This is a genomic window from Desulfobacter curvatus DSM 3379, from assembly GCF_000373985.1.
Taxonomy (GTDB): domain Bacteria; phylum Desulfobacterota; class Desulfobacteria; order Desulfobacterales; family Desulfobacteraceae; genus Desulfobacter; species Desulfobacter curvatus.
Map to the genome: position 1 here is coordinate 12,636 of NZ_KB893068.1, position 20,784 is coordinate 33,419.

Genomic DNA, 20,784 nt, shown 5'->3' on the forward strand with positions numbered 1-20,784 from the left:
CTCCTGTTTTTAACAATCTTTATACTGCTCTAAAGCACTCTTTATAACATTCTAACCAGTTTTTTGCATATGTAAGACAATTATTTGGTCATCTGCCTTTTTATCTCTTGGGCTATCCCTTTCGATTCTCTTTCATGGGATGGATTTTTATATGAAGTCGCCAGCAATTAACTGGATTCTTTCTATCTTTGTTGTGGGCCGAAGCCTGGGTGTAGATAGACCAAGGACGGCCCGTGGCCGTTATACAAAAAAAGCTTGCCAAAATAGTTAAGCTACTTTATATTTTATAACCATGAATCAGGAGCTGAAAAAAAAGATTGTCAACAATCTGATGCAGGTCACCCGCAAATTTGCCGAAGTGGAAGCGTTGCCCATTGCGGTTACTAATGATATCAACATTTCAACCCGGGAAGCCCATGCCATTGAAAGCATAGGCGAAAACCGGTGTGTGAATGTTACACAGATCGCCGACCATTTCGGGTTTACCAAAAGTGCGGCCTCCCAACTGGTGTCAAAACTGACCCGGCAGGGATTTGTGGTCAAAAAGCAGGCCGGCCACAGCAATAAGGAATTACAGCTTTCCCTGACGCCTTTGGGGTGGCAGGCCTTTGAAGCCCACGCAAAGATGCATGGCAAGGATCTTTCACAGGTTCTTGAAACCATGGACAGTGTGGAGATCAGTGTGCTTATACAATTGAACGAGTTGCTGGGCAGGCTGAATACCATTATGGATGGCCGGTTGACCAAGTAGTGTTTGAACGCAAAGTCACCCGCCTGCGGCGTTGAAGAAAAAGTTGCCAAATCATAAGATCGGGCCTCACAACCTTCCAGGTTGCTCCGGTTACAATTTTTTTGGCGCCTTGCATCTGGGCAACTTTACGCCCAAACACGGAGCGCTGCCGCTCAGGAATTACGTAGTCTAAGCGGCTAATTAGTGTGTATTAAATTTTTTTACATAAATAGTTAAGCAACTTAACTTTAATTATGAGGTAGAAATGAAACCCTTTAAAGAACGTATTATTGATTTTTCAATCACACATTACAGACTGGTCATGGCCTGCACCCTGTTGCTCACCCTGGTTACCGGTGCCTTTTTCCCCTGGGTGAAAATGGATACGGATCCGGAAAACATGCTTGAAGTAAATGAACCTGCCCGGGTGTTCCACAATACGGCAAAAAAACGCTTTGACCTCAGCGATACAGTGGTACTGGGCGTGATCAATGAAAAAGACCCCAACGGGGTGTTCAACCCGAATACCCTGAAACGGATCTATGAGCTGACGGAATTTGCCAAAACACTTCAGTGGCCGGATGAAAATAATTCAGCAAGAATGTCCGGCGTTATTGAGGCGGATATGATTGCTCCCTCCCTGGTGGATCATATGAGCCGTCAGGGGCCAGGGACCATAAAATTCGAATGGTTGATGGAAAAACCGCCCAAGACCAGGGAACAAGCCATTGAAATCAGGCAAAAGGCCCTTTCCAACCCCCTTCTCAAAGGCCAGATGATTTCAGAGGACGGGCGGGCAATCTGTATCTATCTGCCGCTGACAGATAAGCTGCTCAGCTACAGGGTGTACAAGGCTTTGCAGGAAAAGACCGGGACATTCACAGGGGATGACCAGTTCCATATTACAGGTCTCCCTGTGGCTGAAGGCGCCATTGGTGTTGAAATGTTTACCCAGATGAGCACAGCTTCCCCCCTTGCCATGGCCGTGATCTTTGCACTGCTTTTTTTGTTTTTCCGCAAATGGCGTATCGTCATTTTACCCATGATAATTGCGACGGTTTCCATTGTTGCCGCCATGGGCCTGATGATTGCCGTTGGATTTCCGGTTCATATTCTAAGTTCCATGCTCCCCATTTTTCTGATGTCCATCGCCATGGTGGATTCCGTGCATGTCCTGTCTGAATTCTTTGACGTCTACACCCGGGAAAAGGGGCGGAAAAAAATCCTGCGCCAGGTTATGTCCACCCTGTTTGCCCCCATGCTTTATACTTCTTTGACAACTGCGGCGGGATTTCTCTCACTGACCCTGGCCCCGATTCCACCAGCACGGGTTTTCGGACTTTTCCTCGGTATCGGAGTCATGATTGCCTGGATCGTGACCATATTTTTTGTTCCGGCCTACATCATGATGACACCCGAAAAAGCCTTGGCGGATTTTGGTCTGTCCGCACAAGGCAACAAAAAAAGCTGGCTGGTCCGTCCCCTGGCAGCCCTGGGCCGCCTGACCCACAGGCGCGCGAAGTCCATTCTCGTACTTCTGCTTGCCGCGATCCTGGTGTCGGTGTGGGGCATCAGCCAGATACGGATCAACGACAATTATGCCAAACGTTTTGACTTAAGCCATCCCATACGCCAGGCAGATATCGCTTTGAACAATCATTTCGGCGGTACCTATATGGCCTACCTGGTACTTGAAAGCCCCGGGCGGCCCAGCCCGGATACGTCCGAAATTCAAAACCTGACCAGGGGGCTGGAGAAATTTGCCCTGACCATTGAAAACGAGTTTCCCCAGGCCCCGGAACTTGCCCATACGGTTGCCCTTACCCTGCCTGCCATTGCCGCCGGTTCCAGTGATTTTAAGGATTTTGTGGACAATGTAGAGCAACATCTGGACAAAATGGCTGCCTGCGTATCCGAAGATACCGGCTTTACCCTGGGGGAACTCCAGGTATTTTTCGGGTTGGAAAGGGAAAGGAACAAGCCGTTCAAGCGCCCGGATGTGCTCTCCTATATGGCGGATCTCCAGTCCCACCTGCTGGAGACCGGCTTAATCGGCAAAGCAAGCTCTGTGGCGGATGTGGTCCGCAAGGTCAACCAGGAACTCACCGACGGCCGCCCTGAAAGCTTTGTCATTCCCCGGCGGTTCCAGAGTGTTTCCGAATGTTACCTGCAATACCAGCAGAGCCACAGGCCCAACGATCTGTGGCACATGGTCACGCCAGACTATTCCCAGGCCAACATCTGGCTGCAGTTTCCCACCGGTGACAGCATCAACACAAAAGCAACCGTGGCCGAAGTCCGGTCCTATGTTGAGGCCAATCCCCTGCCTGCCTCGCTGACCTACCGGTGGGCCGGCTTGCATTACATCAACCTGGTGCTTGAGGGCAAGCTGGTCTGGGGTTTTTTGAAATCATTTGCCGGCAGTTTCCTGATTGTATTCATCATGATGTCATACCTGTTCCGTTCCCTGCTGTGGGGTGGGATCTGCATGGTGCCCCTGACCATCACCCTGGGGACCATCTACGGCATTACAGGTATCGTGGGGAAGGATTATGACCTGCCCATTGCAGTACTTAGCGCCCTGTCCATCGGTATGGCCGTGGATTTTGCCATTCATTTTCTTGAACGCGCCAGGGCAGGGTACCGGGAAAAAGGATCCTGGGAGCAGGTGGTAGGCCATATGTTCGGTGAACCGGCCCGGGCCATCAGCCGGAATGTCCTGGTCATTGCCATCGGGTTTCTGCCCCTGCTGGTCGCTTCCCTTGTTCCCTACAAGACCACTGGCGTCATGCTTTTCATGATCCTGTCATGCTCGGGGCTTATTACCCTTTTTGCACTGCCAGCTATCTTGACCATTGGTGAGAAAATTTTTTTCAAAGGGCTTTATCCCGGAAAAAAAACGAAGGGAGAAACTGAAAACAACGAATTGATTCAAACATCCTAAGACAACAAAGGTAAAAAAAGAGGAGTAACAACAATGAAAGTAACGCTTACAGCCACAGCCATTATATGTATTTTGCTGCCCGCGATCCTGTATGCCGGGGAAGGTTCCATGACAGCAGCCGAAATCGTAAGACAGGCCAATCATATGGCCCTTTACCAGGGTGAGGACACCAAAGGGTCTGTTAAGATGGAGATCAAAGACAGCCAGGGCCGTATCCGGCGCCGGGCCTTTAACATCCTCCGGAAAAATGCCGACACCAAAGACCGGAACCAGCTTTACTTTACATATTTCCTGGCCCCGGCCGACGTACGAAAAATGGTGTTCATGGTGCATAAACATGCCGCCCTTGACGTTGACGATGACCGCTGGCTCTACATGCCGAGCCTTGATCTGGTCAAGCGGATCGCAGCCGGAGACAAGCGGACCAGTTTTGTGGGATCCGATTTCCTCTATGAAGATATATCCGGCCGCAGTCCGGAAGAAGATCGGCACGAACTGACCGGCACAACAGACCGGTTCTATGAGATCAAAAGCGTCCCGAAAAATCCGGGCAGTGTGGAATTTGAATATTCGATATCCTATGTTGACAAACAGACCTTCATGCCTATGAAAATGGCGTATTATAAAAGGGGGAACCTTTGCGCCAGGGTGATTGAGGTGATGAAGCTTGAGAACATTGAAGCCCGGGAAGACAATCGCAAAGTCGTTTATCCCACGGCGATCCTGACAGTGGCCAGGAATCTCGAGACCGGCAGCCAGACAACAATGGCCTTTTCCGGAATCCGGTACAATGCCGGATTCGGCGCAGATCTGTTTACCGAGAGGTATTTGAGGAGGCCTCCCAGAGATGTTATGCGTTAAACAACAGATCCTTGAGGGATGCCTGTTTCTGGGCGGGCTTTTTTTTTCAATTTTTCTTGCCTGCGGGGCCTGGGCCGGGGACAATTTCAAGGCGTTTTCCCCTGTGGAAGTAAACGGATTTTTAGAATTGCGGGCCGGATGCCGTGTCCGGGACGACCCCAGGCAAAAGCAGGCCTCTGTAATGGAATCCCGGCTCCAGGCCGAATTGTTCACCTATGCCCCTTGGGCGGAATTTAAATACAAAGCAGACGTATGGGCAGACGGGATTACCGAAAAAGGGGAGTACGACACCCGGGAATCCTGGATGTTTGCCAGGCCCTCGGATGTCCTGGATGTAAAGATCGGCCGGCAGGTACTGACATGGGGCACCGGTGACCTGGTTTTTCTAAACGACCTTTTCCCTAAAGACTGGCAGTCCTATTTCATCGGCCGGGACAGTGAATATCTCAAGGCCCCGTCCGACGCTTTAAAGGTAAGTTGTTTCACCTCACTTGCAAATATTGACCTGGTTTATACGCCCCAGTTTGATCCGGACCGGTACATTACAGGAGCGTATGTCTCGTATTGGAACGGCAGCGAACTTGCAGGCCGGGACAGCCTGACCGGTGCACAGGTTCCCGACCAGTGGTTCAAGGATGACGAGATTGCCCTTCGCCTGTACAAAAACATATATAACTATGAGCTGGCACTATACGGATACCGCGGATTCTGGAAACGGCCGGCCGGTCAGTCAGATTCGGGCGAGCACCTTTTTTTCCCCGAACTATCTGTATACGGATTCAGCGCCCGGGGCCGTGTGGGCCGGGGTATCGGAAACCTTGAATTCGCCTATTACAGGTCCGGCCAGGACTCGGACGGCACCAATCCGGAGATCAATAACTCAGAACTGCGGTATCTGGCCGGCTACAATCAGGACCTGGCCAGGGATTTCAATGCCAGTCTCCAATACTACGTGGAGCAGATTCTCCATTATGACGAATATGAAAACAGCCTGGTCCAAGGACCTGCCCGGGACCGGTTCCGGCATGTGATCACCTTGCAGCTCACCTGGCTTCTGATGAACCAGAATCTTGAATTGTCCCTGGCCTCCTACCTGTGTCCCAGTGACCGGGATGCCTATCTGAGGCCCAGCGCAGCGTACAAATGGACGGATGATATCATCGTGGAAGCCGGTGCTAATATATTTACAGGCAGGGAAATGCATACGTTTTTCGGTCAGTTTGAAGACAATACCAATGTGTACACGGCTGTCAGATTTAGTTTTTAGGTGGTGGATGCCCCCCCTACCCCCGATGGCCAGCTGACACTTACCGGGCACGACAAACACTTCACGCTCAGGTCAGAATATTGATCAGATTTCCGGGATCTGAAGAGGAGAGCCAGGACTGTAATATTTCTGCCAGATCGGTTTGGCCGATTTGGGGAAAAAAGGATTGTTCTCTGTCCTGGGACTTGGAAACCGGATCAGGAACAAGTGTCATTTCATCGGCAAGGGTATTGATTGTGGTGGCGGAGGTTTCAATGGTCAGTTGACTAAGGGTTTCATAGCCGGAAAGCAAAGATTGAACATCTGTATCTGTTTCCTGGCCGTTGGACATAATGCCAGACAGCTCTTTTTGAAGGCCTGCAAGCGCTTCTTTTTCATCCTGGCTCAAATCTCCTTCCACCCGGACTGAAATGGTTTCACTTGAAGCCTCTTCATCAATGAGTCCGGGAACCACTGTCCCCACGGGCCTCAGGTACCCGAAGTCAATAGAAGAAGATTGCCAGTTCAAGGTCACCTTGTCCCCTTGGGTGGTGGTCACTTCAATAGATGCTTCCCTGGTGGATGCGCTGGCAAACTGCCGTGTGGCAAAATATCCCTCCGGCGGCATTTGGGCGATGTCCTCTGCGGTCACAGAGGTGGGGCCTATACTCTGCATGGTGCCGGGTTGAACGAGGATTAAAGTCATGGGGTCTTCCTTCATGTGTTAAATTTTGGAAAACATGATTTTTTATAATTCGGCATACTGTTTCCAGAACTTTAAAAAAGAAAAAGCTTGACGTAATGACTCTTGGTCACTAAATTTTAATGACCAAGAGTCATTAAACAGAGGCGAGCTAAATGAAAAAAAATAAAAATACAGGAATAAGACGACGCAGATTAACCCCTGAAGCCCGGCGAATCGAACTATTGGAAGCAGCCGTGCAAGTTCTCAATACCATTGGGCCCGCAAACGCGCGGGTAGAGGACATCACTAAAACGGCAGGAACCGCAAAAGGAACCTTTTATCTGTATTTTTCATCCTGGGAAGATATGTTGGAAGCAGTGCGTAAACGTATTCTTTCAACTTATGTAACTGAAATGAAAAACCGGTTTGTCTGCCAGACACCAGCGGACTGGTGGGCCGCTTTTGAAAATGAATGTATGGCGTTCATCCGCTTCAGAGAAAACTTAGGAGAACTCCATGAGGCTATTTTCCATGGCGCAATCGCCGAACGTCCCGTCCACTCAACACTGTCCACTGGAGCAATTGTCGGGTGGATGCTGAAAGAGGGAATTAGAATAGGGGCATGCAGGAATATTGATGTTGAAGTTGCTGCAGAACTTGTCTTCTCAGTGATGCACACAATGGGAGATAACATCATGCTTACCGGAGAACGTGACCGCTATATTCAGACCACCTTTGAATTATTTCGCTTTTGGCTTGGCCGAAAATTATGAAAAAAACTTTTTCGTTAACTTCGCATTTTTAACTTAAAAAAACAGGATTAAAAAAATGAATCAAAAAAAGCCGCATGTATGCCCGGTCGAAAGGTCAGGATCTTTAGACAGTAAACTTCGTAAACTCTTTCAAGATCCCAAAAAACTTTTAAAACCTTATATCCGTACGGGGATGACAGTCCTTGAAGTCGGATGTGGTCCAGGGTTCTTTACCCTTGATATGGCAGAAATGGTTGGCGAATCCGGTAAAATCATAGCAGCCGATTTGCAGGAAGGCATGCTTGAAAAAGTTAAATCAAAAATAGCAGGGACCCAATTTGAACAACGAATAGAATTACACAAATGTGATGAGATCTCCCTTGGTATTTCTGAACATGTCGATTTTGTTTTATTATTTTACATGGTTCACGAAGTACCGGATAAACCCCAATTGTTCAGCCAGTTGGCTTCAATATTAAAACCAAACGGACAAATCCTTGTAGCAGAGCCGCCATTCCACGTGTCAGCCCTCAAATTTCAACGAATGCTTCAGCAGGCTAAAGACCAGAAACTTATAAATTTGGCGGGACCGAAGATGTTGTTCAGCAAAACAGCGATACTTAAAAAAAGCGACACTAACCCATTGGATTGATGGAGGACTCAATGCTTCAACATCGGCCATTTGTTAACAACGATCTTCAAACGATCTGTTCATTTCCACAGAATATGGAAGAACTGTTCTATTTTTTTCCAAAAGCGACTTATCCGTTAACGCCGGCACAATTGAAAATGGCCATTGATCAACGTTCTGATTCTACTGTTGTTGAGCAAAATGGTGATGTAGCAGGGTTTGCCAACTTTTATCGTTGGCAAGACAAGACATGCTGTGTAGGGAATGTGATAGTCTCCCCTTTGACCAGGGGCCGGGGTGTGGCAAAATATCTGATCAAAACCATGATTCACTTGGCCAGTACCAGGCATGCAGCAAAGTCTATTGAAATATCGTGTTTTAACCACAATACCGCCGGTATATTGCTGTACAGAAAACTCGGGTTTAAACCCTTTGACATTGAAGAGCGCCAAGGCCCAAATGGAAGGAGGGTGGCTCTTATACATATGTGTCATAAAATGGATAAGACATAGGCATTTAACAGGAAAAGCTAAAAATGAGGACAAATGATATGAAAAACGGACAATCCAAACAACATTCAAAAGGCAGGGGCCAGGGCCCCAGCAGCTATTGGATGCAGGAACCCGGACTTGTATTTGACGCACTGAATATTTGCCCAGGCCGGCGTATCTTGGACATGGGATGCGGCGCAGGCGACTATGCCCTTCAGGCCGCCCGTCTGACAGGGCCTTTGGGTCATGTAACGGCGGTGGACAAGTGGCCGCCGACTGTTGATGCGCTTAAGACGGCAGCAAAAGCCGCAGGCCTGTCCCAGATCCAATGCCTGACAGCAGATATTACAAACCCGCCCTTGCCCATTAAACAAAATTCCATGGATCTTTGCATGGCATTCACGGTGTTACATAGTTTCGGGACTGAGAACAGCAGAAAAAACCTGTTCCTTGAGGCGGCAAGGGTTCTCAAATCCACGGGGCGGCTTGCGGTGATGGAGTGTAAAAAACAAGAGATGTCCTTTGGCCCGCCAATACAGATGCGCCTTTCCCCCGAAGAGGTTGAGAGGTTGGCCGTAGAATGCGGATTCAGAAAAACCGGATACACAGACCTTGGATATAATTATCTTGCTATGTTTGCTCTTCCAGTGCCTTAGATCACCCGCCACCCATGTCATAAATAAATGATTTCCATATGGGTGTCGGCAATCATTGCAAGCCCCAGTTCGTCAGCCATATTAAACACCTTGTCTATTTTGGCGTTGATTGTCCTTGCATCGTTTCCCACCACCGCAAATCCGATTTCAGCCCAGTCATGGCTGTCATTGAGCGCGGTTTCCGCCACGCTGATGTTAAACCGGTTCTGCAATCTTGAGATCATTGATTTAACAATGGAACGTTTGGCTTTAAGAGAGTGAACGTCAAAAAGCCTGAGTTTGATTTGCCCTGTTCCAATAACCATATTAAAATGCCTTTCTTTTTTTTGCGTTATGACTGCTACATAAGGTCGTATTTTATCTGCACGAATTTGTTTTAGAAATAAAAATCTTCTTTCATTATGTGCTGCAGGAGTTATTATGTAAAAGTAAAATATTCCATATTCTAAGTGGCCTGATACCGACAAATTCCAAGAAGTTCTCTTTTTATGAAAGGATGAATATGACATATGATGTAATTATCGTGGGCGGCGGACCTGCAGGGCTGTTTGCGGCATACTATCTAATGGAACATGCCAACCTCAAGGTATTGCTCATTGAACGGGGAAAACAGCCCCAGGAACGCAAATGCCCCATCAGCAAAGTCCAGAAATGCGCCCAGTGCGATCCTTGCAATATTCTGTCGGGCATTGGCGGAGCAGGCCTGTACTCGGACGGAAAGCTTAATTTCATTCCCAGGCTTGGCAAAACCGATCTCACCCAGTTCATGCCCATGCCCCAGGCCCAGGCCCTGATTGATGAAACCGAAGAGATTTTTACCCACTTTAAGATGGATGCCCAGGTATTTCCCACCAATATGGATGAGGCCGGTCTCATCCGCAAGGAAGCCAAACGGTTCGGTATCGATCTTCTGCTTATCCGGCAAAAGCATCTGGGCAGTGACAATCTGCCTGGCTACATCGCGGGCCTGGCAGACCATATCCAGTCCAAAGGACTTGAGATACGCACCTGTGAGAATGTAATCGATATTATTGAAAGGGACGGGGTTATCCAGGGGGTGGTATCTGACAAGGGAACCTATCATGCCCATAACGTCATTCTGGCACCGGGCCGCATCGGGGCCAACTGGATGTCATCCTTAGCCCTTAAACACGGCATTGCATTGAGCCAGCGGGGCATAGAAGTCGGTGTCCGGGTGGAGGTGCACAATGATATCATGGATGATCTGTGCAACGTGATCTATGACCCCACCTTTTTCATCCGCACCCATACCTATGATGACCTGACCCGGACCTTCTGCACCAACCAGGGCGGTTTTGTGGCATTGGAAAATTACCAGGATTTTGTCTGCGTCAACGGGCATGCATATTCAAATAAAAAATCGAACAATACCAATTTTGCTTTTCTGTCAAAGGTGGTGCTCACAGAGCCGGTCACGGACAATCAGGCGTATGGGGAATCCATCGGGCGTCTGGCCAGCATCATCGGCGGGGGTAAACCCATTCTCCAGCGGTTCGGGGATTTGAAACGGGGCAGGCGATCCACCTGGAACCGGATCCACAAAAGCTACATTGAACCGACCATGACCAATGTGGTGTGCGGGGACATTGCCATGGCGCTTCCCGAGCGGATCATGTCCAATCTCATCGAAGGGCTGGAGACCTTAAACCTGGTAGTGCCCGGGGTATCCAATGATGAAACCCTGCTCTATGCCCCGGAGATCAAATTTTTTGCCACCCAGATTGAAACCACCCCGCATTTGGAAACCAGAATCAAGGGCATGTATGTGGCTGGAGACGGCCCGGGGGTGGCCGGCAACATCGTATCAGCAGCGGCCACCGGACTGATTCCGGCAAAAAAAATCATTGCGTCACAACAGGGGTAGGATAATAAATCGCACAGGCATCATCGGATTCCCAGGCCATGACCCTGGAGACCACGACGTTTTCATCTATATTTTTATCCAGGTATGCCTGGACCTTGCCCGCAATATAAACGGCAATCAGCTCGGACGTGGGCTGTTTGTCTTTAAAGGCAGGCAATTCGTTTAAAAATTTGTGGTCCAGCTCCCCGTCCACAACGGACCGGACCGCCCGTTTGATATCCCCGAAATCGGCCAGCACCCCGGCGCCGTTCAATTGATCGCCCTTGACAAATACTTCTATCTGCCAGTTGTGTCCGTGCAGATTCTCACATTTCCGGCCCACCATGGCAAGCTGGTGCGCCCCGGCAAACCGGGTTTTAACCTTTAGTTCAAACATAGCCCCCCAATCCGGATTTTTATCTATCACAGGTTTTTAAATAAATTTTTCAATTTGTTTGATATTTTATTTGCATCAAGCCTGTCAAACTCTTCAAGCAAATCCTTTTGTTTCTGGTTCAGTTTGGTGGGCGTTTTAACGATGACCTTGATTATTTGATCTCCTCTGCGGCCGCTTCTCAAAGAAGCAATGCCCTCACCTTTGAACTGGAAAGAGTCTCCATACTGGGTCCCGGCGGGGATTGTCAATTTCTTTTCTCCCACCAGTGTGGGTACGGAAATCTCAGCACCAAGGGCCGCCTGGATAAAAGAAATATCAATGGCGCAAATGATATTGGTCCTCTCCCGCTGAAAAAACTTGTGAGGTTTGACATTAATGACCACATAAAGATCGCCTGACGGGCCGTTGGGGGTGCTGGAGGCCTCGCCTTCACCGGTTAGACGCAGCTTTGACCCCACATCCACACCGGCGGGGATTTTGACCTGGACCTTGCGGTTGATTTCTATACGGCCGCCGCCCCGGCATTTGGGGCAGGGATTGGGAATAATTGTCCCCCTGCCCTTGCAATAGGGACAGGTTGTTTTGACTTTGAAAAAGCCCTGGCTCTGGATATATTGCCCCGTTCCCCGGCAGTGGGAGCAAGTTTCTGCAGAAGAACCGGGTGCGGCACCGGATCCGTTACACTCGTCACAGGTTTCCAGCTTGGGTATGGAGATGGTCTTTTCCGTACCAAAGGCAGCTTCCATAAAATCGATTGTCATGTCATAGCGCAGATCTGATCCCCGCCTGGCCCGGTTGCCGCCACGTCCGCCGCCAAAACCGAAAAAATCTTCGAAAATATCCCCGAAACTTGAAAAGATATCCTCAAATCCGCTGGGACCGGAATGCCCGGCGCCTTCAAGGCCCTGGTGGCCGAACTGGTCATAAATCTGGCGCTTGCTGTCGTCAGACAGAACTTCATAGGCTTCAGAGGCTTCCTTAAATTTATCTTCAGCCTCTTTATTATCCGGATTCTTGTCCGGATGATACTTGACGGCAAGCTTTCTGTAAGCCTTTTTCAGCGTTGTTTTGTCGGCATCCCGCGTTACCTCAAGGATTTCATAGTAATCTCGTTTTTCACTCATATTAGTGCCCGATAGTGATTTAATTCATTTATAATTGTGTTTAATCCGGTTGTATGGTAGCTTCCAAACCTGCTTTGGCTAAAATAAGTAATTTAAAATAACTCAGATTCTAAAGTTGTCAACGATGAACCAAGAACTGGATTTTGTCAAAGAAATGTTTGACAAAATTGCACCCCAATATGATTTTTTGAACCGATTGCTCAGCATGCGCCGGGATGTGTACTGGCGCAAGGAGATGGTCAAGGCGGCAAAACTGGAATCCGATGCAGCCGTATTAGATGCGGCCTGCGGTACCTGTGACGTCGGTCTTGAGGTCAGCCGCGTTCTCAAAGGCAAGGTATTGATTACCGGACTGGACTTTTCCTTTGGCATGCTGGCTTTAGGCAAAAAAAAATTAAACCGCCCCCCAGGCCGGGCCATTGCCCTTGTCAACGGGGATGCATTAAATCTGCCCGTAAAGAATCAGCAGTTTGACGCAGGCTTTATGGCCTTTGGCATCCGCAATATCATGAACCGAATCGGGGCCATGAAGGAATTTCACCGTACCCTGAAACCGGGCGGCAGAATCATCATCCTGGAGCTGACCACACCCCCAAAAGGACTCATGCGCAGGCTTTATCTTTTGTACTTTCAAAAAATATTGCCGTTAATCGGCTCTTTTTTTTCAAAACACGGCAATGCCTATGCGTACCTTCCTGAATCCGTGCTAAAATTTCCAGATCCCGTATCCTTTGCAAGCCAGATGAAAGCGGCAGGATTCAAGGAGATCCGTTTCAAGGAGATGACCTTGGGCATTGTGACTCTCTTTGTAGGCATAAAGCTGTAACCCGTTATTATTACAGTCCGTCTTGACAATAACCCCGGCATACTTTATAAACGGTCTTCAAAAAATAATTAGATAAAAATTGTAGAAATGAAAAAATTTCTTTTAAACACCATTGAAGGCCGGGTCCTTGTGACCGGTTTTTTGCTGACTGCCTTTTTTCTTGTTTTTGTTACCGTTGGCATAATCCAGGGCATACCAAGTGCAAAGATTGCTTTTATCGTATTCCTGACCCACTGTGTGGGTAGCCGGGCAGGAGGCATCGGTCTGTGCATCCTCAACGGTTTTGACCCTATTACCACTATCACCTTAAATTTTTTTTTAGAATGCCTGATTGTCTGCTATACCTATGCGGTCTTTGCCCTGAGCACCAGCGGTATATTCAAAGCAGCCTGGATCAAAAGAGCCATGGGCAGACTCAAAGAAAAAGCTGAAGAAAAAAAAGAAAAAATAGAACGCTGGGGCTGGATCGGAATCTTTGCATTTGTGATGGCCCCCCTGCCTGTCACAGGCCCTGTGGTAGGAACCATCATCGGTTATATGCTCAGAATGCGCCTGTTCAGCAATTTCAGTGCGGCAGGCCTTGGGACCCTGACAGCCATCGTGGCCTGGTGCTATGGGTTTGATTTTCTTGAGCACCGGTTTGCAATGCTCCAGTACGTTTTTGGCGCCATCTGTGTAATCATCATCATCCCTTACTTGAAGCCATTGAAAAGATTCATTGATTCCCTGTGCCATGAACATGAAAGCGATGAATAAATAGACAATGCTATGAACACAGTTTTTACCCACGTCAAAAACGCATTGGGCAAACCCTATGACGATCTTCATTTCCTTTTAATTTGTTTTAAAGAAGTGTTGGAGGAAAACAATCAGCGAAAACTGGTTGATTTGATTCCGTGGCTGAATGCCGCAGTGCCGTCGGAACCGGACCTGACAAGCAATGAATACATCCATATGATGTCAATGTGTTTTCAGCTGTTAAACTTGGTGGAGGTAAATGGTGCGGTACAAAGCCGCCGCCACAAAGAGGATGAGGATATGGCCCAGGTAAACGGGCTGTGGGCGAATCAATTCCAATATTTGAAGTCCAAAGGGATCACCGAGCCCCAAATTCTACAGGTATTGCCTAACGTTCTGGTCGAACCGGTCTTAACAGCACATCCAACAGAAGCCAAACGCACTGTGGTGTTACAGGAATACCGCGATTTATACCTGTTGCTGGTTAAACGCGAGAATCAAATGTACACCCGAATGGAACAAACGGACATCCGACAGGAGATCAAACAGATTTTGCACCGCTTGTGGCATGTCGGAGAGATCTATATTGAAAAGCCGCAATTGGAATCGGAACTGGACAATATTCTGCATTATCTGACCCATGTTTTTCCCAATGTGATTATGATTTTGGATAAACGTTTGCGTCAAGCCTGGAAAGAATCCGGATTCGATCCCATGGTACTTAATGACTCGGATTTACTTCCGGTGGTGTCGTTTGGCAACTGGGTTGGCGGAGACCGTGACGGACATCCATTGGTGACGCCGGAAATCACCAAAAAGACGATCGAAAAACTGCGAATTCATGCATTTTATATCATTAAAAATGAATTGAAAAAATTAGCCCAAAAGCTCAGTATCTATCACAATATTTCGGATGTGAGCCCCAATTTTGCTCTACGGATCAAACAGCTTCGGGAGGAAGTCGGGGTGAGTGCCGAAGTTGAGCTTAAAGAAAATGTCGAGGAGATCTTTAAGGCTTATGTACTGATCCTGATTCAGAAAATCCCCATTGATTTAAGCCGGGAATTTAATCTTGAATTAGAAGATAAGCCCAATAGCTACACAAGTTCCATTGATTTGATTGCCGACCTAGCCTTGCTTCATGATGAATTGGAGAAATACGGCATGGGCGAGGTTGCCCATGTTGATGTTGGGCGGATGAAGCGAATTTTGAAAATTTTCGGTTTCCATCTGGCAAAGTTAGATATTCGCCAAAACAGTGATTACCATGAAAAGGCGTTAACACAGTTGGTTACCGCATCCTTGGGAGCAAAAGCCGCCAAGCGGATTGAAAATTCCCAGGACGTCAGGCGCACGTTTCTGGAACAGGAACTAAAAATCAACCGACCATTTTTGGTAGACCATAAAAACATTGATCGGGAAGGGCAAAATGTGATTGGGGCTTTGCAGGTCGTTAGCGATCATGTTCAGCGATACAGCCCGAATGCTTTCGGAAAGATCATCGTGAGTATGACCCGAAATGCAGAGGATTTGCTCACTGTTTACCTGTTCATGCGCGAAGTGGGTTTAATTGTGAGAAAAGATGATCAACTGGGGGCAATTCTGCCTGTTGTGCCGCTTTTTGAAACGATTGAAGACTTAAAGCGTAGCCCGGGTATTATAGACGATTACCTGAGTCTACCGATTGTTAAACACAGTTTGCAGATGCAGTCGTGGAGAAACCCCAATGGCGAATTGATTCAGGACGTGATGATCGGCTATTCCGACAGTAATAAGGACGGCGGTATCCTGGCCAGCTCCTGGCTCTTGCATCAGGCACAAAAAGAATTGACAACAACAGGCGAGAGCCACGGTGTAAAACTCCGTTTTTTCCATGGAACCGGGGGCAGTATCAGCCGTGGCGGGGGACCCAGTCATTGGTTCATCAAAACATTACCCTACGGATCAATCAACGGTAAGTTTCGTGTTACAGAGCAAGGTGAGACGATTGAACGCAAATATGCCAACCAGATGAACGCTGCATATAACCTGGAGCTGATGGTTTCAAGCGTTACGGCACAAACCGTATTGCACGAAAATACAAAAAAAACCAGCGAAGAAATTGAAAGCTTATTCCAGCTGTTAAGTGATAGGGGACTTTATTACTACCGACAACTGATTTCCGACCCTGATTTTATAACGTTTTTTTCCCAGGCAACACCCATTGATGTTATCGAGTCAAGTAAAATTGGTTCCCGCCCGGCACGTCGTACAGGGAAGCGCAGCATGGAAGATCTTCGGGCAATTCCTTGGGTGTTCAGTTGGTCGCAATCGCGCTTTAATATTACCAGTTGGTATGGTGTTGGTTCCACTTTGAATGAATTGAAAAACCAAGACCCGGAAGCCTACAAAAACTTGCTCCATTTCGTTGAATACAATCCTTTTGTGCGTTTCGTGATGACCAATCTGGATAGCAGCCTGATCGCGACCGATGTGCGGATTATGGAAAAATATGCTTCGCTGGTTGAAGCGGTGGAAATTCGCGACCGAATCATGGAAATGATTAAAAATGAGCTGGACTTAACACGTAAAATGCTGGTCGATATGTTAAAACGACCCATTAACGAACGACGCATTAATCACTATTACTCAACCATACTCAGAGCCGAAGCCCTCAATAATTTACACGATGCCCAGGTTGAATTACTGCAAAAATGGCGTAAAGCCAAAAAGGCGAAGTCAAAAGAAGAAGACCAGTATCTGTTTGCCCTTTTGCAGTGTGTTAATGCAATTGCCAACGCGCTAGGCGCAACAGGCTGATGCGTAAGATAGATTTTAAATGTTAAGCGATGATATCAATCATTTTTCCTTTACCCGTGATTGTTGCAATATCGGGGGCCTGTTGAACTTCAGGAGTTTGGGTATTGAGAGGCCGGCTTGCGGTATTGGGCGTTTGTTGAAGGAGATTAAGCATAAGATTAGGCATCTCCATCGCTTTTTTCATAGCATCGGTTGATGCGCCTGTATTGGTGGCTCCGTTAATGTTCATGGTACACCTTTAATGAAGCTGTTTACAACCCATATATATAAACACAACTGTAAAAGAGATATAGGCAAATGTCCAGATTAACCTGATCTTATTTTTTTCAAACACTTCCATTCAAAAGAAATAACTTTAGACGAGGCAACAGTAGCATGCTGCATGCTTTACAACAGATAACGCACTACAGCTTACATTTGGCTTTTCCGGGACTGATTGCCTGCATATTTTTTAGAGAAGATTGGAAAAAGGCCTGGTTCATAATGCTTGCTACGATGCTTGTCGATTTAGACCATTTAGTCGCTGACCCCATATTCGATCCGACAAGATGCAGTATCGGGTTACATCCTTTACATTCTTACTATGCAATTTTGGTTTATTTTCTGCTTTTTTTCTTCTTCAAGACAAAAACGATCAGAATATTGTCGATTGGTTTGCTTTTCCATATGTTCACGGATTATCAAGATTGTCTTTGGATGAGGTTATCAATTTAAGGCAGCCCATGGCTGTTATATGAGTTTACTTTCCGCTCTTTTTTAAGCGCTTGATTCATTAGTTCAAAACCTGCTCGCTCGGGTGATTTTAAGATCCGTTAATATGGCTCACACCCTTTCTGGAGATGCTGATATCTGAATTTCAGTTTGTAAATATTTCATGCGCGTCCTATGTCCGCCTCTTTATTCATTAATATTTGACCAAGGCGTCCGTTTTGGCTGCCATTGAAAAATCATTTTTATGGAGGCCTTTTATTTTGTGGGTTGTCCACAATACTTCCACACGGCCCCAGTCCAGCACCAGTGTGGGGTGATGATATTCGGCCTCAGCCAACTCCCCTACCTGGTTTACAAAGGCAAGGGCCTGCTTAAAATTTTTAAACCGAAACACCCGCTTCAAGGTCGGGATTCCATTTACATCAACGATATCCCAGTCCGGAACCTGACGCTTAAAGGTTGCGATCTCATCTGCGGTTGCCACTGAACCGCCCTTTTCACAGGGAACACACTTATGCTTGAACAAGCTGTCCATAAAAACCTCCGTTCCATCATGTTTTTGTTTCTGCTTATAACATAATCAGCTATTTGCGACTGTCATCTTGGTTCCCAAATATGAAATCATTTTTCTATAGCCTGATTGATTGAACAACAACAAAATAGGAGCAGAGACATAAAAACAAAAACCACGCTGATGGAAAATGCTACCCAAATGTTACCCAAAAACATCATCAAAAATGTATAGAGCTATCCGAACATATCACAATCAAAAACTTATTTTATTTGATATTACTTTTTTGTTTTTGTAAAACAAACTAATAAAGCTTGGATTAAATATTTTTAGTAAAAGAGTTACGGAAAAATTACTATGATCCCCCTGCATTCTTATAAAAACAACCGGATTCAAGGGGAATGGTCGGCTGACCATGCTCCCGGGATAAACGTCAGCGCAAACGCCATAGTGCGAAATTTCCCGGACTTAATAGACCCAGCGGTCCAAAGCCGGTGCCGAGAGTATCAAATCCAGGAAGGATTCAGCGTCAGCCTATTTGACGCTGAACTTGAAAACGATTTATGTTTTTCATTTGAAAGGGATCAGCCCACGGTCAATTTCGGCTTTATTGTTTCAGGAAACTTCACAAATCGCATCAAAGCACCGGGTCTGGATCCAGAAGGATTTTCCAATCAGGCCGGTACCGGTGGCATCCTTTTTCTTCCCCGCCAGGAAGCCTGCCTTACCATTCCCGGAAAGCAGCGGGTCTGCCTGGTTCATGTCCATCTTTCTCCACTGGTATTTTATTCCCTCTTTTATCCGGACCGAGATAATATTCCCAAGGGGCTTCAATCTATGATGGAGGGAAGCCGGGACCAGGCCTGGTATTTCAGATCAAGAATCTCCATACATGCCGGGAACTGCTTGAACCGGTTGATGGCAGGCCCGGCTCCGGGCGCTCCGGTTCGTATTTTTTACCAGGGTATTGCCCTGGACCTGCTTGCCGATCAGATTGCCCGGGCCAATGCTGCAAAAACCCCGGTAACCGGGATGAGCCTGGATGACCGGGACCGTGTGTTCCGGGCAAGAGACCTGCTGGTCCGGGATCTGTCTTCTCCGCCTTGTATTAAACAGCTGGCCCGGACGACCGGCCTGAACATGAATAAACTCCAACAGGGGTTTCGCCGTTTGTACGGTGTTTCAGTCTTCCAGTATCTTCAGTCCTTCAGAATCAAGGAGGCCAACCGCCTTTTTCACGAAACCGACATGAATGTCAGCCAGGCCGCCTTTGCCGTGGGATATACCAATGTCAGCCACTTTAGCCGGGCCTATAAAAAACATTTCAATATCCTTCCGAAAAAACATCTGGTCAGCATTAAAAGCGATTAGCTGTTCGCTTCCAACGTATTTTAGGTCCATGTCACCCCGCTTTCAACCGTTGTGTGTTTCGGGGCATAAATCGGTTGGACCAGGGTAGAAACCGCCTTTTTGATTCTCTATACTCCTTTTTTAGTTTTGCCAACCAAAATATTTTAGGAGTTAAAATGAAACTTAGCGGTTTATTTTTTAGGTTCCAAGGCTGGTGTGCATGTTAAAAAAAGCCACCTCTTTAACCCTGGCCCTTTCCGGACTGGTCATGCTGGTGACCAGCATAGTGCTCTATTTTGGCCCGGCCGGTCATGTCGGCCATTTTTGCCGCTGGTCGTTCTGGCATCTTTCCCGGCATCACTGGGGCGCACTCCATCTGAATTCAGGTCTTCTGTTCTGCCTGGCCATGATTATCCATGTATGGCTCAACTTCAGACTGCTTGTGGCCTATGTGAGAAAACAAAAAAAAGGGTTACCGGCAATTGCCGTATCTTTGATCCTGACCCTCTATGTCTGCATTGGAGGATATTATGAACTCCCGCCCATGGGACAGTTCTTGAATCTTGCCAGGTCGCTCAGAATTGCATCCATACAAAAGTATGGCTCCCCGCCGTATGGGGCAGCCGCCGGATTTCCAGCGCTTCATATTGCCCGGTACATGGGCTGGGATCCCCGGCAGTCCTGTGCACAATTGAGCCAAAACAGCATTATTCTTGACACCCCGGACCAGCCCCTGTCGGACCTGGCCCAAAAGAATCACACCAGTGTTGGCAGATTGCTGGACATCATGTGTACCCATTCGAACAAAGGAAATCTCAAATGACAACTGTAAGAAACGTATTTAACAGCGACCATGTTACCAACTATGACAAAAACGCTGAAAAAGTAACCTGGCTGGATCCTGCAATCATTTTCGGCATGGCCTACCGGTTTGTCGAACCCGGCGACCTTTTACTGGATATCGGGATCGGCACCGGATTGTCTTCGCAATTGTTTTACAAGGCGGGCCTGGAAATTTACGGGATTGATTTTTCCCCGAAAATGCTTGCCCGCTGCCGGTCAAAACAGATGGCCAAAGACTTGAAAGAACATGATCTTTCCATAACCCCCTACCCTTTTGGGGCAGATTCCATGGATCATGCCGTCTGCACCGGGGTCACCCATCTTTTTAAAGACTTGGCTCCGATTTTTCAGGAACTTGGCAGAATTCTCAAGCCCGGTGGCATATTTGCCTTTGTGGTACCGGATTGCCGAAAAGGCGAACCCCGGGAAATTCAGGTGGATGCCCGGCATTCCCCCGGGGAAAAAGTCACCATTTTTTCTTATTCCGGACAACGTATAAACACGCTGCTTGAGTTATACGGCTTTGTCCGGATTTTCGATCTTACCTTTGAAGCCTCGGCCATCGGCCACCGTACGGCGCAATACAAAGCCTATGTGGTTCAAAAAACAAAAAACAATTAATTGG

The 20,784-nt window shown here is 47.4% G+C and carries 22 protein-coding genes; 16 read left to right on the top strand and 6 right to left on the bottom strand.

The annotated features are described in order from the left end of the window. The first annotated feature begins 292 nt into the window (after positions 1-292). The 4 genes from B147_RS0115400 to B147_RS0115415 all read left to right on the top strand — a co-directional run bounded on the left by B147_RS0115400 (position 293) and on the right by B147_RS0115415 (position 5,802). Positions 293-751: a MarR family winged helix-turn-helix transcriptional regulator gene (locus tag B147_RS0115400; RefSeq protein ID WP_020588092.1), complete on the top strand. Its 459-nt coding sequence runs from the start codon at positions 293-295 to the stop codon at positions 749-751. Positions 752-995: 244 nt separating this feature from the next. Continuing rightward, positions 996-3,674, top strand: a complete 2,679-nt coding sequence (locus B147_RS0115405) for an efflux RND transporter permease subunit (RefSeq protein WP_020588093.1) — start codon at positions 996-998, stop codon at positions 3,672-3,674. Between the two features lie 33 nt (positions 3,675-3,707). After that, positions 3,708-4,535 carry an outer membrane lipoprotein-sorting protein gene (locus B147_RS0115410; RefSeq protein ID WP_020588094.1) on the top strand — a complete coding sequence of 276 codons (828 nt, stop codon included), beginning with the start codon at positions 3,708-3,710 and terminating at the stop codon, positions 4,533-4,535. Next, positions 4,522-5,802 carry a hypothetical protein gene (locus B147_RS0115415; protein WP_020588095.1) on the top strand — a complete coding sequence of 427 codons (1,281 nt, stop codon included), beginning with the start codon at positions 4,522-4,524 and terminating at the stop codon, positions 5,800-5,802. The genes B147_RS0115410 and B147_RS0115415 overlap by 14 nt, the downstream gene beginning before the upstream one ends. 67 nt (positions 5,803-5,869) lie before the next feature. On the opposite strand, the gene B147_RS0115420 is transcribed toward B147_RS0115415, so the two are convergent. Next, positions 5,870-6,487: a hypothetical protein gene (locus B147_RS0115420; RefSeq protein WP_020588096.1), complete on the bottom strand. Its 618-nt coding sequence runs from the start codon at positions 6,485-6,487 to the stop codon at positions 5,870-5,872. A gap of 152 nt (positions 6,488-6,639) precedes the next feature. Here B147_RS0115420 and B147_RS30440 point away from each other — a divergent pair, with 152 nt between their 5' ends. Genes B147_RS30440 through B147_RS0115440 form a run of 4 tightly spaced genes read left to right on the top strand, consistent with a single transcriptional unit; the run spans position 6,640 to position 8,996 of the window. Beyond that, positions 6,640-7,239 carry a TetR/AcrR family transcriptional regulator gene (locus B147_RS30440; protein WP_020588097.1) on the top strand — a complete coding sequence of 200 codons (600 nt, stop codon included), beginning with the start codon at positions 6,640-6,642 and terminating at the stop codon, positions 7,237-7,239. Between the two features lie 55 nt (positions 7,240-7,294). Beyond that, entirely contained in the window at positions 7,295-7,870 is a 576-nt protein-coding gene (locus B147_RS0115430) for a class I SAM-dependent methyltransferase (protein WP_020588098.1), read from the top strand. An 11-nt stretch (positions 7,871-7,881) separates the two neighbouring features. Beyond that, entirely contained in the window at positions 7,882-8,361 is a 480-nt protein-coding gene (locus B147_RS0115435; RefSeq protein ID WP_020588099.1) for a GNAT family N-acetyltransferase, read from the top strand. Positions 8,362-8,399: 38 nt separating this feature from the next. Beyond that, the gene (locus B147_RS0115440) at positions 8,400-8,996 is read left to right on the top strand and encodes a class I SAM-dependent methyltransferase (RefSeq protein ID WP_157237910.1); all 597 of its coding nucleotides are present in this window, start codon (positions 8,400-8,402) and stop codon (positions 8,994-8,996) included. Positions 8,997-9,013: 17 nt separating this feature from the next. On the opposite strand, the gene B147_RS0115445 is transcribed toward B147_RS0115440, so the two are convergent. Then, positions 9,014-9,301, bottom strand: a complete 288-nt coding sequence (locus B147_RS0115445) for a DUF503 domain-containing protein (RefSeq protein WP_020588101.1) — start codon at positions 9,299-9,301, stop codon at positions 9,014-9,016. Between the two features lie 197 nt (positions 9,302-9,498). Here B147_RS0115445 and B147_RS0115450 point away from each other — a divergent pair, with 197 nt between their 5' ends. Then, positions 9,499-10,881 (top strand): NAD(P)/FAD-dependent oxidoreductase, encoded by a 1,383-nt coding sequence (locus B147_RS0115450; RefSeq protein ID WP_020588102.1) that lies wholly within the window; start codon positions 9,499-9,501, stop codon positions 10,879-10,881. Here B147_RS0115450 and queD read toward each other — a convergent pair. Next, positions 10,859-11,257: a 6-carboxytetrahydropterin synthase QueD gene (gene queD, locus B147_RS0115455; protein ID WP_020588103.1), complete on the bottom strand. Its 399-nt coding sequence runs from the start codon at positions 11,255-11,257 to the stop codon at positions 10,859-10,861. The two genes, B147_RS0115450 and queD, sit on opposite strands and share 23 nt — an antisense overlap. Positions 11,258-11,283: 26 nt before the next feature. Continuing rightward, complete coding sequence (dnaJ, locus tag B147_RS0115460; protein ID WP_020588104.1) at positions 11,284-12,381, bottom strand: molecular chaperone DnaJ; 1,098 nt, start codon at positions 12,379-12,381, stop codon at positions 11,284-11,286. A gap of 124 nt (positions 12,382-12,505) precedes the next feature. Here dnaJ and ubiE point away from each other — a divergent pair, with 124 nt between their 5' ends. The 3 genes from ubiE to B147_RS0115475 all read left to right on the top strand — a co-directional run bounded on the left by ubiE (position 12,506) and on the right by B147_RS0115475 (position 16,744). Next, positions 12,506-13,207: a bifunctional demethylmenaquinone methyltransferase/2-methoxy-6-polyprenyl-1,4-benzoquinol methylase UbiE gene (gene ubiE / locus B147_RS0115465; protein ID WP_020588105.1), complete on the top strand. Its 702-nt coding sequence runs from the start codon at positions 12,506-12,508 to the stop codon at positions 13,205-13,207. 87 nt (positions 13,208-13,294) lie between these two features. After that, complete coding sequence (locus B147_RS0115470; RefSeq protein ID WP_020588106.1) at positions 13,295-13,963, top strand: small multi-drug export protein; 669 nt, start codon at positions 13,295-13,297, stop codon at positions 13,961-13,963. Between the two features lie 12 nt (positions 13,964-13,975). Further along, positions 13,976-16,744, top strand: coding sequence for a phosphoenolpyruvate carboxylase (locus B147_RS0115475; RefSeq protein ID WP_020588107.1), 2,769 nt, complete (start codon positions 13,976-13,978; stop codon positions 16,742-16,744). A gap of 22 nt (positions 16,745-16,766) precedes the next feature. On the opposite strand, the gene B147_RS0115480 is transcribed toward B147_RS0115475, so the two are convergent. After that, positions 16,767-16,973, bottom strand: coding sequence for a hypothetical protein (locus B147_RS0115480; RefSeq protein WP_020588108.1), 207 nt, complete (start codon positions 16,971-16,973; stop codon positions 16,767-16,769). Between the two features lie 146 nt (positions 16,974-17,119). On the opposite strand from B147_RS0115480, the gene B147_RS32945 reads away from it, so the two are divergent. Continuing rightward, on the top strand, positions 17,120-17,458 hold the full coding sequence (locus B147_RS32945) for a DUF6122 family protein (RefSeq protein WP_020588109.1): 339 nt from the start codon (positions 17,120-17,122) through the stop codon (positions 17,456-17,458). A 190-nt stretch (positions 17,459-17,648) separates the two neighbouring features. Here B147_RS32945 and B147_RS0115490 read toward each other — a convergent pair whose 3' ends face one another. Then, on the bottom strand, positions 17,649-17,990 hold the full coding sequence (locus tag B147_RS0115490; RefSeq protein ID WP_020588110.1) for a 4a-hydroxytetrahydrobiopterin dehydratase: 342 nt from the start codon (positions 17,988-17,990) through the stop codon (positions 17,649-17,651). Positions 17,991-18,323: 333 nt separating this feature from the next. On the opposite strand from B147_RS0115490, the gene B147_RS0115495 reads away from it, so the two are divergent. The 3 genes from B147_RS0115495 to B147_RS0115505 all read left to right on the top strand — a co-directional run bounded on the left by B147_RS0115495 (position 18,324) and on the right by B147_RS0115505 (position 20,780). Continuing rightward, entirely contained in the window at positions 18,324-19,337 is a 1,014-nt protein-coding gene (locus B147_RS0115495) for a helix-turn-helix domain-containing protein (protein WP_020588111.1), read from the top strand. 199 nt (positions 19,338-19,536) lie between these two features. Further along, entirely contained in the window at positions 19,537-20,139 is a 603-nt protein-coding gene (locus tag B147_RS0115500; protein ID WP_020588112.1) for a DUF4405 domain-containing protein, read from the top strand. Then, positions 20,136-20,780 carry a class I SAM-dependent DNA methyltransferase gene (locus B147_RS0115505; protein WP_020588113.1) on the top strand — a complete coding sequence of 215 codons (645 nt, stop codon included), beginning with the start codon at positions 20,136-20,138 and terminating at the stop codon, positions 20,778-20,780. Before B147_RS0115500 ends, B147_RS0115505 begins: the two co-directional genes overlap by 4 nt. Positions 20,781-20,784 lie beyond the last annotated feature (4 nt).